Source organism: Streptomyces sp. NPDC030991 (genome assembly GCF_055571235.1).
Genome location: NZ_JBVIFR010000032.1, coordinates 1 through 12,977, shown reverse-complemented (window position 1 = coordinate 12,977; position 12,977 = coordinate 1). Strand labels below are relative to the sequence as shown.

Below are 12,977 nucleotides of genomic sequence, written 5' to 3'. Positions count from 1 at the left end.
GCGGGCGGGCGGGTCAGCCCGCGTACGGGTCGGGGACCTTGCCCGGCCCGGCCAGGAAAGTGAAGTCGCAGCCGGTGTCGGCCTGCGTGATCTGCTCGTTGTAGAGCGCCCCGTAGCCGCGCTCGTACCGCTCGGGTGGTGCGGTCCACTCGGCGCGGCGTCGCCCCAACTCCGCATCTTCTACGTTGAGTTGCAGGGCGCGGGCGACCACGTCGAGGGTGATGCTGTCACCGGTGCGCACCAGTGCCAGGGGCCCGCCGACGTACGACTCGGGGGCCACGTGCAGCACGCACGCCCCGTAGCTCGTGCCGCTCATCCGGGCGTCGGAGATCCGCACCATGTCCCGGACGCCCTGCTTCAGCAGCCGGTCGGGGATCGGCAGCATCCCGTACTCGGGCATGCCGGGGCCGCCCTTGGGCCCGGAGCCACGCAGCACCAGCACGCTGTCGGCGGTGATGTCCAACTCGGGGTCGTTGATGGTGCGTTGCATGGTCCTGTAGTCGTCGAAGACCACGGCGGGGCCGGTGTGCCTCAGCAGGTGCGGCTCGGCGGAGATGTGCTTGATGACGGCGCCGTCGGGGCACAGGTTGCCGCGGAGTACGGCGACCCCGCCCTCGGGCGCGACCGGGTTCTCCCGGGTGCGGATGACGTCGTCGTCGTGGACGACGGCGTCCGCGATCTGCTCGCCGAGGCGCCCGTTGACGGTCGGCCGGTCCAGGTGGAGCAGATCGGTGATCCGCGAGAGGAACGCGGGCAGGCCGCCGGCGAAGTGGAAGTCCTCCATCAGGTACGTCTGTCCGCCCGGCCGCACGTTCGCCAGCACCGGTACGGTGCGCGCGATCCGGTCGAAGTCGTCGAGCGTGAGGCGCACCCCGGCCCGGCCCGCCATGGCGATCAGGTGGATCACCGCGTTGGTCGAGCCGCCGAGCCCGAGGACCGTGGTGACGGCGTCCTCGAAGGCGTCCCCGGTGAGGATCTCGGACGGCTTGAGCGCCGTCCAGGCCAGTTCGACGGCGCGCCGGCCGGACGCGGCGGCCATCCGCTCGTGCGCCGAGTCGACCGCCGGGATGGAGGAGGCGCCGGGCAGCGTCATACCGAGCGCCTCGGCCGCGGCCGTCATCGTGGAGGCGGTCCCCATGGTCATGCAGTGCCCGGGCGAGCGGGCCAGTCCGCCCTGGAGTTCGCGCAGTTCGCAGTCGGTGAGGTTGCCCGCGCGGTGCTCGTCCCAGTACTTCCACATGTCGGTGCCGGAGCCGAGGGTCTCGCCGCGCCAGTGCCCGGGGAGCATCGGCCCCGCGGGCACGAACAGCGCGGGCACGTCGGCGGAGGTGGCGCCCATGAGGAGGGCCGGCGTCGACTTGTCGCAGCCACCGAGCAGCACCGCCGCGTCGATGGGGTAGGAGCGCAGCAGCTCCTCGGTCTCCATGGCGAGCAGGTTGCGGTAGAGCATCGGGGTCGGCTTCTGGTACGTCTCCGAGAGCGTGGAGACGGGGAACTCCAGCGGGAAGCCGCCGGCCTGCCACACGCCCCGCTTGACGGCCTCGGCGCGCTCGCGCAGATGCACGTGGCAGGGGTTGATGTCGGACCAGGTGTTGAGGACGGCGATGACCGGACGGCCCCGGTACTCCTCGGCCTCGTAGCCGAGTTGGCGCATCCGGGCGTTGTGGGACCAGGTGCGCAGGGTGCCCTCGGTGCCGTACCACTGGTGGGAGCGGAGCTCGGCGGGTGCGAGCCGCTCTCTCGGGGCGGTGCTCATATGGACCACCCCGCCGCGATGTCGGCGACCTCGGCGCGCTCGGACTCGGGCAACTCCCGGCTGGGCGGCCGGACTTCGCGGCGGCACAGGCCGAGCGAGGCGAGGGCCTCCTTGACGACGGTGACGTTGTTCGCGGAGGCGTCGGCGCCGCGCAGCTCCTCGAAGCGGCGGATCTGCTCCCAGACCTTCATGGCGCCGGGGTAGTCGCCGGATCGAAGCGCTTCGATCATGGACAGCGAGACACTGGGCGCCACGTTCACGAGCCCCGAGGTGAAACCGGTGGCGCCGGCCGAGAAGTAGGACGGCGCGTAGGGTTCGGCGAGCCCCGCGACCCAGACGAACCGGTCCAGGCCGGCGTCCCGGGCGAAGGCGGCGAACCGCGCGGCGTCCGGCACGGCGTACTTGACGCCGATCACGTTCGGGCAGGCGGCGCCGAGTTCGGCGAGGCGGGCGCCGGGCAGCGCGGCGTTCTTGAGGTACGGCACGACGCCGATCTCGGGGACGGACTCGGCGATGGCCCGGTGGTAGTCGACCCAGCCGCCCTCGGAGACGTACGGGTGCACGGGCTGGTGCACCATCACCATGTGGGCGCCGAGGTCGCGGGCGTGGCGCGCCGCGTCGACCGCGGTCGGCACGTCATGGCCGACACCGACCAGGATCGCGGCCCGCTCCCCCGCCTCTGCCAGGGTCAACTCCGTGACCAGGCGCCGCTCCCGCGGAGCCAGCGCGTAGAACTCGCCGGTGTTGCCGTTCGGTGTGAGCGTGCGCACCCCGGCGTCGAGCAGCCGCCCCAACAGTGCCTTGTACGTGGCCTCGTCGACCGATCCGTCCTCGGCGAACGGGGTCACCGGGATCGCGACGACATCGGCCAGCGCGGCCCGCTGGGTCTCGAACGAAACAGACTGCGCTGTCATGAGTGCTGTCCACCCTCTTCTTCCCGGACCTCGGGGAAGGCCCGCTGTACGAACGACGCGATGTGGTCCCGCAGCGCGCGCGAGGCGCCCTGGGCGTCACCGGCGAGGGCGAGCTCCAGGATCTCCCGGTGCTCGGCGGCCTCCCGCTCCCAGGACGGGTCGGCGGCCCAGGCCACGGCGGAGACCAGGGCCGCCTGGTCGCGGACCTCGTCGAGCATCTTGCCGAGCAGCGGGTTGCCGCAGGGCACGTAGAGCGCGCGGTGGAACTCCCGGTTGGCCAGCGAGCGTTGGGCCGTGTCGGCCGCGGTGGCGGCGCTCTCCAGGGCCGAGCGGGCGGCGTCGAGGGAGGCACGGCGGTGCACGGTGCGGCGCAGCGCCTCCGGTTCGAGCAGCAGCCGCACGTCGTAGACCTCGCGGGCCATGTCCGCGTCCACCATGCGCACCGTGACGCCCTTGTACTGGTTCATCACGACGAGTCCGGTCCCGGCCAGCGTCTTGAGCGCCTCGCGCACCGGCGTCTTGGAGACCCCGAACTGCGCGGCGAGGTCGGTCTCCACCAGAGCCTGTCCCGGTCTCAACTGCCCGGTCAGGATGCGGTGCTTGATCTCCTCCTGCACGTACTGCGTGCGGGAGGGGATCGGAGTGGGCACTGAGGTCATGCGCGCCTCTCGGGTCTGGCGTGGGGGTACGTCGCGTCTGATGGCTGACGTGACGCGTATCGCGTATCTCGTATGGCGTATCTCGTATCGCGTCTCATATATGACGTACGAAGTACGACGCGTTGAAGCTAGAAGCACCGCGATGTTTCGTCAACGCTTCTGCCAAAAGAAGTTCGGCGGACTTCCCCGGTGCCCCAACTGAACGTGCGCACGGCCGACTTGGACGTCGGGCGTGCGCACGGGAGGAGCTGTCCGTTCTTCGACGGCGGGCGGGCGGGCTGGGGGCAGACGGGAATCGTCAGACAGGCCCTAGGGTTTCCAGGCCGGGTCGCGGCCGCTCAGGCCGATGACGCGGTCGAGCAGCGGGGCGCCGTCGGGGACCGGCACGATCGGCCCGAACAGGCCGTCGCCGCCATCGCCGTCGTCGCCGTCGTCCTCGCTCCGCTCGTCCGGCGCGAGGAGGTCGCGGGCGGCCCGCAGCGCCGCCTCGTCGGGGACGTACTCCTGGCCGGTGGCGCGGGCCACGTCCCAGCCGTGCACGACCAGCTCGTCGGCGGTGACCAGACCGGTGACCGCGCCGGGCAGGTCGAGGCCGCCGGCCCGCGTCATGCCCTGCCAGGCGGCGGGGTCCCGCCAGGTGGCGACGAGGGCGTCCAGCGCCTCGGGGAGGGCGGCGCGCCAGTCGGGGCCGAGTGCGGGCAGCGCGGAGCCGGGGCCGCCCCCGGCCTCCTCGGGCTCCTTGCGTCCGGCGGCGCGCAGCCCGGCGGACAGGCCGATGAGGTGGCCGAGCAGCTCGCGTACGGCGTAGTCGGGACAGGGGGTGGGCAGGTCGAGCTGGTCGTCGCGGACGCCGTGGACGAGGCGCGCGACGACGCGGGCCTGCGGGCCGAGGTCCACTTGGATGTCACTCATGGCGAGCCTTCCGGTGGGTGTGCGGGGTTCTCCACCGGTATGGACCCGCCCGCGTCCCGGAAGTCATCGGTGCGGCGCGTCAGAGCTCCGCGAGCGCCTCGGTCACCGCCTTCAGATCCGCGTCCGACGCGAGCCCGGCGTGGTAGAGCCGCAGCTGGTCCGCGCCCTGGTCACGGGCGGCGCGGGCGTCCTCGGCGAGGGTGCCGGGGCTGCCGCCCATGCCGCGTACGACGGTCAGGTTCGCGGCGACGACGCCCCTGCCCTGCGCGGCGAACGGCCGCACCAGGTCCGCGCCGCCCGTGCACGGCACGACGACCCCGTCGGCGACGGACAGGATGTGCGCGGGGTCGACGCCCGCGTTGGCGCCGCAGTGGTAGGAGACCGGGTCGGCGTGGAGCAGTACCTGGAACCCGGCGGGGGCCGCGTCCCGTACCGCCGCCACCGCGGCCTCCTGGAGGCTTCGGGCGGTCGCGTCGCGGTAGGCGCGGGTGGCCGCCGCGGTCTCGGCGTCGAGCAGCTTCTCGACGGTCGTCCAGCCCTCGTCGTCCGCCTGCCCGCGCCACAGGGGCTCCAGCGCGGCCCGCACGGCGTGCGCCAACCCCTCGCTGTCCAGGCCGTGTTGTGCGTACCCCTGACGGCAGTCGGCGCAGAAGCAGAGCGACATCAGGTACTGCCCGGCCTCGCCGAGCCCGACGCCGGCCGTCTTGTCGTGGGCGTGCAGATGGGCGAGGCCGTACCAGCCGAGCGACTCCAGTTCGGCGCCCTCGGCGCCGGGCCGGGTGGCGGCCTCGGCGGCGAGGTCGACGAGGTAGGCGCGGGTGGCGGGCTGGGCGATGCAGGGGGCCCACGGGTAGCGGTCGCCGTAGGCGTTGCGGACCGAGGTGTCCGGGTGTTCGGCGCCGAGGCGGGAGTTGTGGGCGAGGACGACCCAGGTGTGGACGGCGAGCCCGGCGTCGGCGAGGGCGGCTGCCGCCTCCCCGTACGCGTCCGCGGGCGCCCACTCCCCGGCGGCGTACGGCCGCAGTTCCCGTCCCTGCCACCGCTGTTCGGCGGCCGGGTAGAGCACGGCGGCGTGTTCGGCGGTGACGATGCGGTGGCGCGGGTGGCGCGGGGTGAGGGCGCGGGTGGAGTGGTAGGCGGCGGCGAGGGTCACCTGCCGGACGCCGAGGTCGGCGATGCGGCGGGCGGCGTCCGGGTCGCCGTTCACGTCCCAGGGGTAGACGAACGCGGAGGCCTTCACTCGTCGGCTCCTTCCAGCAACGCCTGCCCGCGCTCGATGAGTTCGGTCAGCTGCTTGATGTGCTCCTCGGTCGGCTCCTGCAACGGCGGGCGCACCTCGCCGACGTCGAGCCCGCGCAACCGTACACCGGCCTTCACCAGGGACACGGCGTAGCCCCTGCCCTGGTTGCGGAGTTCGACGAGCGGTCGGTAGAAGCCGTCGAGCAGCTTGTTCACGGTCGCGTCGTCGCCCGTGTTCAGCGCCTTGTGGAAGGCCTGCGCGAGGTCGGGCGCGAAGCAGAAGACGGCGGAGGAGTAGAGGGTGATGCCGATGCCGCGGTAGGCGAGACCGGTGAGTTCGGCGGTCGGCAGCCCGTTGAAGTAGAGGAAGTCGCCCGGGACTTCGGTGCGTACGGCGCTGACGATGCGCTGCATCAGGTCGAGGTCGCCGAGGCCGTCCTTGAGGCCGAGGACCTTGGGGTGCCGGGCGAGTGCGACGACGGTCTCCGGGGTGAAGACGGCGTTGTCCCGCTGGTAGACGATGATGTCGAGGGGGGTCGCCTCGGCCAGCTGGCTGTAGTGCCGCAGCAGACCTTCCTGTCCGGCGACGACGAGGTAGGGCGGCATGGCCAACAGGCCGTCGGCGCCCGCCCGTTCGGCCAGGCGCGCGTACTGGACGGCGAGTGCCGTGCCGTATCCGACGCCGGCGATGACGGGCACGCGGCCCTCGGTCGCCTCCACGGCGGCCGCGACGCAGGCCTCGAACTCCTCGGGGGTGAGCGCGTGGAACTCCCCCGTGCCGCAGCAGGCGAACACGGCGGCGGCCCCGGCCTCGACGCCGCGCCGCACATGGGTGCGGTAGGTGTCGAGGTCGAGGACGGCGCCGCCGCCGTCGGGTCCGTACGCGGTGACGGGGAAGAACAGCGGCCCGCTGGGGACGCTGAGTCGATCGGCGAGGGGCGCTGACGTCACGGGCTCTCCCTGAACATGTGCACGTTTCTGATCCGCGTCTATATTTCTGAACGCGCTCACCGTAAGCCGCGCCGAAGGAGGCGGTCAAGCGTCCGAACTCGCCCGGAACCAGCGGAACTTCCCCCTACGCATCACATCGCGCGCGCACCCCCGGACCGCACCCCGCATACGCGTGCGGGTACGCGCGACCCTTGACGGATCCGGACCCTCCTCCTTAGCGTGTCCACGAATGTGAATATCGCTCACACATACGGAGATCACGCACATGTCAGCACCGTCAGGGCCGCCCACGCCGTCCGCGCCCCGCACCATCCTGCTCACCGGCGCCGCCGGCGGACTCGGCACCCTGATGCGGGAGCTGCTGCCCGAGCACGGCTACGCACTGCGCCTGCTCGACGTGCGCCCCATCCCGGACGCGCCGGACGCGATCGTCGCCGACCTGAACGACACGGAGGCGCTCCGGGAGGCGGTCCGCGGCGTCGACGGCGTGCTGCACCTGGCCGGGATCTCCCTGGAGTCGACCTTCGACAAGATCCTCGAATCGAACATCAAGGGGACCTACCACCTCTACGAGGCGGTGCGCGCCGAGGGCGAGAGCCGCGCGGACGGCGTCGCCCCCCGGATCGTCTTCGCCTCCTCCAACCACGCGATCGGCTTCACCCCGCGCCCGCGCCCCGAGGACGGCGACCCGGTGGTCCCGGTGGAGACGCTGCGCCGCCCCGACACGTACTACGGCCTGTCGAAGTCGTTCGGCGAGGACCTCGCGCAGTTCTACTGGGACAAGTTCGGCCAGGAGACGGTGTCGGTGCGCATCGGGTCCTGCTTCAAGGAGCCGACCGACGTACGCATGATGTCGGTGTGGATGAGCCCGGCGGACGGTGCGCGCCTCTTCCACGCGGCGCTCAGCGCCGAGCACGTCGGGCACACCGTCGTCTACGGCTCCTCCGCCAACACCCGCCTGTGGTGGGACCTGTCGAGCGCCCGGGCGCTCGGCTACGAGCCGCAGGACGACTCGGAGGAGTACGCGCAGAACCTGCTCGCCGAGTTCGGCCCGCTCTCCGACGAGAACCCCGCCCACCGGTACATGGGCGGCCGTTTCGTCAACGACCCGCCGATCTGGCCCCACTGACCCCCACGCGATCAGGCGCTCCACACGGCGGGCGGGCACCGAACGGGCCCGTCCGCCGTCCTGTTCGGGCATCCGCGCTGCCCGAACCCACATGATCTTCCGCTCCCCCGCAGGTCCGAGGCGGGCGACGGGATCGCCGAACGGGCCGAGGCGGGCAGCATCGGGCCCGCAACAGACCTGGTCACCGCGGCCCGACGCCGGTAGAACTTCCGGTGCGGGCCCTTCCGGGCCCGAACGGGCAACGGGGCTCTTCAGGGAGGCGGGTCGGCATGAGCGCGGAGGAACGGCAGCGGGAGATCGTGCGTACGGCACGCCGCACCGGTTCCGTCGACGTCACGGAGCTCGCGGCGGAGCTGGGCGTCGCCAAGGAAACCGTCCGCCGGGATCTGCGCGCCCTGGAGGACCACGGCCTGGTCCGGCGCACGCACGGCGGGGCGTATCCGGTGGAGAGCGCCGGGTTCGAGACGACCCTCGCGTTCCGTACGACGATGCACGTCCCCGAGAAGCGGCGGATCGCCACGGCCGCCGCCGAGCTGCTGGGCGACGCCGAGACCGTCTTCGTCGACGAGGGGTTCACCCCGCAGCTGATCGCCGAGGCGCTCCCCCGCGACCGGCCGCTGACGGTCGTCACCGCGTCACTGGCCACGGCCGGGACGCTCGCCGAGGCCGACAACACCACCGTGCTGCTGCTCGGCGGCCGGGTGCGCCCGGGCACCCTCGCCACCGTCGACCACTGGACGACGAAGATGCTGGCCGGCTTCGTCATCGACCTCGCCTACATCGGCGCGAACGGCATCACCCGCGACCACGGCCTGACCACCCCCGATCCCGCGGTCAGCGAGGTGAAGGCACAGGCGATCAGGGCCGCGCGGCGCACGGTCTTCGCGGGTGTGCACACGAAGTTCGGGGCCGTCAGCTTCTGCCGGTTCGCACCGGTGGGCGCGCTGGAGGCGATCGTCACGGGCAGCCAGCTGCCCACGTCCGAGGCACACCGCTACTCGCTGATGGGCCCCCAGGTCATCCGCGTCTGACCGCCACCCACCGCCCCCGCACGACGCCACCCGCCACCCCCGTACGACACCACCGCCGCACCACCCGTCGGCATCCGCCTGCCCAGGCGTGCCCCTTCCATCCCCATACGCGACATAAGTCCAGGAGCATCCATGCGAACCCAGAGCCGACGGAGGCCACCGGGCGCCCTGCTCGCGACGGCCGCCGCAGGGACGCTGCTCACCCCCCTCCTGTCCGGCTGCTGGGCCGGCGCGGGCGGGCTCGGTACGGGCGGCGACGCCATCAACGTACTGATGGTGAACAACCCGCAGATGACCGAGTTGCAGAAGCTCACCGCCCGCCACTTCACGCGGGAGACCGGCATCAAGGTGAACTTCACCGTCCTGCCGGAGAACGACGTCCGCGACAAGATCAGCCAGGACTTCGCCAACCAGGCGGGCCAGTACGACGTCGCGACGCTCAGCAACTACGAGATACCCATCTACGCCCGCAACGGCTGGCTGCGCGACCTCGGCCCGTACGTGCGGAAGGACCGCGGCTTCGACCAGCAGGACATTCTGCGGCCCATGCGGGAGTCGCTCACCGGCGACGACGGCAAGCTCTACGGCGAGCCCTTCTACGGCGAGTCGTCCTTCCTGATGTACCGCAAGGACGTCTTCGCGAAGAAGGGCCTGAAGATGCCCGCGCACCCGACCTGGCAGCAGGTCGCGGAGCTCGCGGCGAAGGTGGACGGCGCACAGTCGGGCATGAAGGGCATCTGCCTGCGCGGCCTGCCCGGCTGGGGCGAGCTGATGGCGCCGCTGACCACCGTGGTGAACACCTTCGGCGGCACCTGGTTCGACAAGGACTGGACCGCACGCCTGGACGACAAGGGTTTCAAGGACGCCACCACGTTCTACGTGGACCTCGTCCGCGAGCACGGCGAGGCGGGCGCCGCCCAGTCCGGTTTCGCCGAGTGCCTCAACAACCTCACCCAGGGCAAGACCGCCATGTGGTATGACGCGACCTCCGCCGCGGGCTCGCTGGAGTCCGCCAACTCCCCCGTCAAGGGCAAGATCGGCTATGTCTCCGCGCCCGTCGAGAAGACGGAGAGCAGCGGCTGGCTCTACACCTGGGCGTGGGGCCTGCAGAAGGCGTCCCACAACCCCGACAACGCCTGGAAGTTCATCTCCTGGGCGTCGGGCAAGGGGTACGAGAACCTCGTCGGCGAGAAGGTCGGCTGGTCCGACGTCCCCGCGGGCAAGCGTGCCTCGACCTACGAGATCCCGCACTACCGCTCGCAGGCCGCCGCCTTCGTGGACGTGACCCGCACCGCCATCGAGGGCGCCGAGCCGCGCGACCCCGGGGTGCAGAAGCGGCCCGCGCCCGGCATCCAGTTCGTCGGCATCCCCGAGTTCACCGACCTCGGCACCAAGGTGTCGCAGGAGATCAGCGCGGCCATAGCCGGACGCCAGTCCGTCGACACGGCCCTGGACAAGTCCCAGAAACTCGCCGCCGAGATCGCGAAGGAGTACGAGGGCCGATGACCACCCTGACCTCGGCCCCCGCGGCCCGCCCCCGCACCTCCGCCGCCCGGCGCCCACCGCAGCGGCTCCGCGCCTGGGCCACCCGCGCGCCGCTCCTGCCCGCTCTCGTCTTCATGATCATCGTGACCCAGCTGCCGTTCGTGGCGACCCTGGTGATCTCCCTCTTCGACTGGAACGCGCTCTACCCGGACGCCCGCCACTTCACCTGGTTCGGAAACTACTCGGAGGTCCTCACCGATCCCGACCTGCGCAAGTCCGTCGTGACGACCATCGTCCTGACCGTCACGGTGGTCCTGGTGAGCCTCGTCGCCGGCCTCGGCCTCGCGCTGCTCCTGGACCGGAGGTTCCGGGGCCGCGGTCTGGTCCGTACGCTCCTCATCGCACCGTTCCTCGTGGTGCCGGTGGCCGCCGCCCTGCTGTGGAAGCACGTCCTCTACAACCCCGAGTACGGGCTGCTCAACGGCGTGTTGCACTACGTCGGCGGCCCGCAGCCCGACTGGATCTCCAACAATCCGCTGATCGCGGTCGAGATGTCGCTGATCTGGCAGTGGACCCCGTTCATGATGCTGATCCTGCTCGCGGGCCTCCAGTCGCGCTCCCCCGAACTCATCGAGGCGGCCCGGATGGACGGCGCGGGCCCCTGGCAGGTCTTCCGCCACCTCACGCTGCCGCACCTGCGCCGCTACCTCGAACTCGGCGCCCTGCTCGGCTCGATCTACATCGTGCAGAACTTCGACGCGGTCTTCACCCTCACCTCCGGCGGCCTGGGCACCGCGAACCTGCCCTACACCGTCTACCAGAGCTTCTACCAGGCGCACGAGAACGGCCTCGCCTCGGCCGCCGGCGTCCTGGTCGTCATCGGTTCGATCATCATCGCGACCTTCGCGCTGCGCGTCGTGTCGTCCCTGTTCCGCGAGGAGGTGTCACGCGGATGAGCCACTCGACCTCTCTCAGGAGCAAAGGTCTCGGACTGGCCGCCTGGCTGCTCGGCATCATCTTCTTCCTGCCCATCGCGTGGATGACCCTGACGTCCTTCCACTCCGAGGAGGACGCGGCGACCAACCCGCCGTCCTTCGCCGCCGCGCTCACCCTCGACGGCTACCGCGACTTCTTCGGCGCGGGCGGCGGCGCGAGCCCCTGGCCCGCGCTGATCAACTCCACGGTCGCCTCGCTGGCCTCGACGCTCTTCGTCCTGCTCCTCGCCCTCCCGGCGGCGTACGCGCTGTCGATCCGCCCGGTGAGGAAATGGACGGACGTCCTCTTCTTCTTCCTCTCCACGAAGATGCTGCCCGTCGTCGCGGGCCTGCTGCCCATCTACCTCTTCGCGAAGAACACGGGCTTCCTCGACAACATCTGGCTGCTCGTCATCCTCTACACGTCGATGAACCTGCCGATCGCCGTGTGGATGATGCAGTCGTTCCTCGCCGAGGTACCGGTCGCGGTCATCGAGGCGGCCCAGATCGACGGCGCGCGCCTGCCCACGGTCCTCACCCGGGTCGTCGCCCCGATCGCGCTGCCCGGCATCGCGGCGACCGCGCTGATCTGCTTCATCTTCAGCTGGAACGAACTCCTCTTCGCACGGGTGCTGACGGGCGTCGTCGCCCAGACCGCGCCCGTCTTCCTGACCGGCTTCATCACCAGCCAGGGCCTGTTCCTGGCGAAGGTGTGCGCCGCGTCGCTCGTCATCTCCCTGCCCGTGCTCGCGGCAGGGTTCGCCGCCCAGGACAAGCTGGTCCAGGGCCTGTCGTTGGGAGCAGTGAAATGAAGGCCGCGATCGTCGAGTCAGTGGGCAAGGTCGTCGTCGGCGAGGTGCCCGACCCCACGCCCGGCCCCCGCGACGTCGTCGTGGAGGTGGCGGCCTGCGGCCTGTGCGGCACCGATCTGCACATCAGGCAGGGCGAGTTCGCCCCTACGCTGCCGGTCGTGCCCGGCCACGAGTTCGCGGGCACGGTCGCCGAGGTCGGCGGCGCCGTCACGGAGGTGCGGGTCGGCGACCGGGTCGCGGTCGACCCGTCGCTGCACTGCCACGAGTGCCGCTTCTGCCGCGCCGGACGCGGCAACCTCTGCGAGCGCTGGGCGGCGATCGGCGTGACGACGGCGGGCGGCGCGGCCCAGTACGCGCTGGCCCCCGTCGCCAACTGCGTCCGCCTCCCCGACCACGTACGCACCCAGGACGCGGCCCTCATCGAACCGCTGTCCTGCGCGGTCCGCGGCTACGACGTGCTGCGCTCGCGGCTCGGCTCGCACGTGCTGATCTACGGCTCGGGGACCATGGGGCTGATGATGCTGGAGCTGGCCAAGCGCACCGGCGCGGCGAGCGTCGATGTCGTCGACCTGAACCCGGAGCGCCTCGCGACGGCCCAGCGGCTCGGGGTCTCGGCGTCCGCCGCCGGACCCGACGAGCTGGACCGCCCCGAGGGCTGGGACGTGGTGATCGACGCGACGGGCAACGCGGCGGCGATCCAGGACGGCCTCGGCCGCGTCGCCAAGGCGGGCACGTTCCTTCAGTTCGGCGTCGCGGACTACGCGACCCGCGTGACGATCGACCCGTACCGCATCTACAACCAGGAGATCACCATCACCGGCTCGATGGCGGTCCTGCACAGCTACGAGCGGGCCGCGGAGCTGTTCGCGGGCGGGGTCCTCGACCCGGAGGTCTTCATCAGCGACCGGCTTCCCCTCGACGCGTATCCGCAGGCGCTGGACCAGTTCGCGTCGGGCGTGGGCCGCAAGATCGTCGTCGTCCCGTAGCCCGCGGGTGGTGCCGGGGGGGGGGGGGGGGGGGGGGGGGTGGGGGAGGGGGGGGGGGGGGAGAAGAGGGGAGGGAGGGGGGAGGGGGGGAGGGAGGAGAGGGGGTGGGGGGGGGGGGGGGGGGGAAAC

At 71.7% G+C, this 12,977-nt stretch carries 12 protein-coding genes; 6 read left to right on the top strand and 6 right to left on the bottom strand.

Annotated features, from left to right (window positions below; all coding sequences use genetic code 11):
• Positions 1–13: 13 nt before the first annotated feature.
• The 6 genes from araD to ACZ45E_RS36565 form a co-directional block, all read right to left on the bottom strand.
• Positions 14–1,756: an L-arabinonate dehydratase gene (gene araD, locus ACZ45E_RS36590; RefSeq protein WP_468229869.1), complete on the bottom strand. Its 1,743-nt coding sequence runs from the start codon at positions 1,754–1,756 to the stop codon at positions 14–16.
• Positions 1,753–2,670 carry a dihydrodipicolinate synthase family protein gene (locus ACZ45E_RS36585; protein WP_468229867.1) on the bottom strand — a complete coding sequence of 306 codons (918 nt, stop codon included), beginning with the start codon at positions 2,668–2,670 and terminating at the stop codon, positions 1,753–1,755. Before ACZ45E_RS36585 ends, araD begins: the two co-directional genes overlap by 4 nt.
• Complete coding sequence (locus ACZ45E_RS36580) at positions 2,667–3,329, bottom strand: GntR family transcriptional regulator (RefSeq protein ID WP_468229863.1); 663 nt, start codon at positions 3,327–3,329, stop codon at positions 2,667–2,669. Before ACZ45E_RS36580 ends, ACZ45E_RS36585 begins: the two co-directional genes overlap by 4 nt.
• A gap of 309 nt (positions 3,330–3,638) precedes the next feature.
• Positions 3,639–4,241, bottom strand: a complete 603-nt coding sequence (locus tag ACZ45E_RS36575) for a TIGR03086 family metal-binding protein (RefSeq protein ID WP_468229861.1) — start codon at positions 4,239–4,241, stop codon at positions 3,639–3,641.
• A gap of 79 nt (positions 4,242–4,320) precedes the next feature.
• Positions 4,321–5,481 carry a hypothetical protein gene (locus ACZ45E_RS36570; protein WP_468229859.1) on the bottom strand — a complete coding sequence of 387 codons (1,161 nt, stop codon included), beginning with the start codon at positions 5,479–5,481 and terminating at the stop codon, positions 4,321–4,323.
• A complete protein-coding gene (locus ACZ45E_RS36565; RefSeq protein WP_468229856.1) occupies positions 5,478–6,431 on the bottom strand; it encodes a 5-dehydro-4-deoxyglucarate dehydratase in 954 nt (317 codons plus the stop codon). The genes ACZ45E_RS36570 and ACZ45E_RS36565 overlap by 4 nt, the downstream gene beginning before the upstream one ends.
• A 265-nt stretch (positions 6,432–6,696) precedes the next feature.
• Here ACZ45E_RS36565 and ACZ45E_RS36560 point away from each other — a divergent pair, with 265 nt between their 5' ends.
• The 6 genes from ACZ45E_RS36560 (at position 6,697) to ACZ45E_RS36535 (ending at position 12,848) form a co-directional block, all read left to right on the top strand.
• A complete protein-coding gene (locus tag ACZ45E_RS36560) occupies positions 6,697–7,560 on the top strand; it encodes an NAD-dependent epimerase/dehydratase family protein (protein WP_468229853.1) in 864 nt (287 codons plus the stop codon).
• A 269-nt stretch (positions 7,561–7,829) separates the two neighbouring features.
• Positions 7,830–8,591 (top strand): DeoR/GlpR family DNA-binding transcription regulator, encoded by a 762-nt coding sequence (locus ACZ45E_RS36555; protein ID WP_468229850.1) that lies wholly within the window; start codon positions 7,830–7,832, stop codon positions 8,589–8,591.
• Positions 8,592–8,723: 132 nt separating this feature from the next.
• Positions 8,724–10,097 carry an ABC transporter substrate-binding protein gene (locus ACZ45E_RS36550; RefSeq protein ID WP_468229847.1) on the top strand — a complete coding sequence of 458 codons (1,374 nt, stop codon included), beginning with the start codon at positions 8,724–8,726 and terminating at the stop codon, positions 10,095–10,097.
• A complete protein-coding gene (locus ACZ45E_RS36545; RefSeq protein WP_468229844.1) occupies positions 10,094–11,032 on the top strand; it encodes a carbohydrate ABC transporter permease in 939 nt (312 codons plus the stop codon). The genes ACZ45E_RS36550 and ACZ45E_RS36545 overlap by 4 nt, the downstream gene beginning before the upstream one ends.
• Positions 11,029–11,862, top strand: a complete 834-nt coding sequence (locus ACZ45E_RS36540) for a carbohydrate ABC transporter permease (protein WP_468229841.1) — start codon at positions 11,029–11,031, stop codon at positions 11,860–11,862. The genes ACZ45E_RS36545 and ACZ45E_RS36540 overlap by 4 nt, the downstream gene beginning before the upstream one ends.
• A complete protein-coding gene (locus ACZ45E_RS36535) occupies positions 11,859–12,848 on the top strand; it encodes a zinc-dependent alcohol dehydrogenase family protein (RefSeq protein ID WP_468229838.1) in 990 nt (329 codons plus the stop codon). Before ACZ45E_RS36540 ends, ACZ45E_RS36535 begins: the two co-directional genes overlap by 4 nt.
• The last annotated feature ends 129 nt before the right edge of the window (positions 12,849–12,977 follow it).

Excerpts from the sequence above, each read along its gene's own strand:
- araD (WP_468229869.1), bottom strand. The coding sequence starts at position 1,756 with ATGAGCACCGCCCCGAGAGAGCGGCTCGCACCCGCCGAGCTCCGCTCC.
- ACZ45E_RS36585 (WP_468229867.1), bottom strand. The coding sequence starts at position 2,670 with ATGACAGCGCAGTCTGTTTCGTTCGAGACCCAGCGGGCCGCGCTGGCC.
- ACZ45E_RS36550 (WP_468229847.1), top strand. The coding sequence starts at position 8,724 with ATGCGAACCCAGAGCCGACGGAGGCCACCGGGCGCCCTGCTCGCGACG.
- ACZ45E_RS36560 (WP_468229853.1), top strand. The coding sequence starts at position 6,697 with ATGTCAGCACCGTCAGGGCCGCCCACGCCGTCCGCGCCCCGCACCATC.
- ACZ45E_RS36535 (WP_468229838.1), top strand. The coding sequence starts at position 11,859 with ATGAAGGCCGCGATCGTCGAGTCAGTGGGCAAGGTCGTCGTCGGCGAG.
- ACZ45E_RS36580 (WP_468229863.1), bottom strand. The coding sequence starts at position 3,329 with ATGACCTCAGTGCCCACTCCGATCCCCTCCCGCACGCAGTACGTGCAG.
- ACZ45E_RS36540 (WP_468229841.1), top strand. The coding sequence starts at position 11,029 with ATGAGCCACTCGACCTCTCTCAGGAGCAAAGGTCTCGGACTGGCCGCC.
- ACZ45E_RS36555 (WP_468229850.1), top strand. The coding sequence starts at position 7,830 with ATGAGCGCGGAGGAACGGCAGCGGGAGATCGTGCGTACGGCACGCCGC.
- ACZ45E_RS36575 (WP_468229861.1), bottom strand. The coding sequence starts at position 4,241 with ATGAGTGACATCCAAGTGGACCTCGGCCCGCAGGCCCGCGTCGTCGCG.
- ACZ45E_RS36545 (WP_468229844.1), top strand. The coding sequence starts at position 10,094 with ATGACCACCCTGACCTCGGCCCCCGCGGCCCGCCCCCGCACCTCCGCC.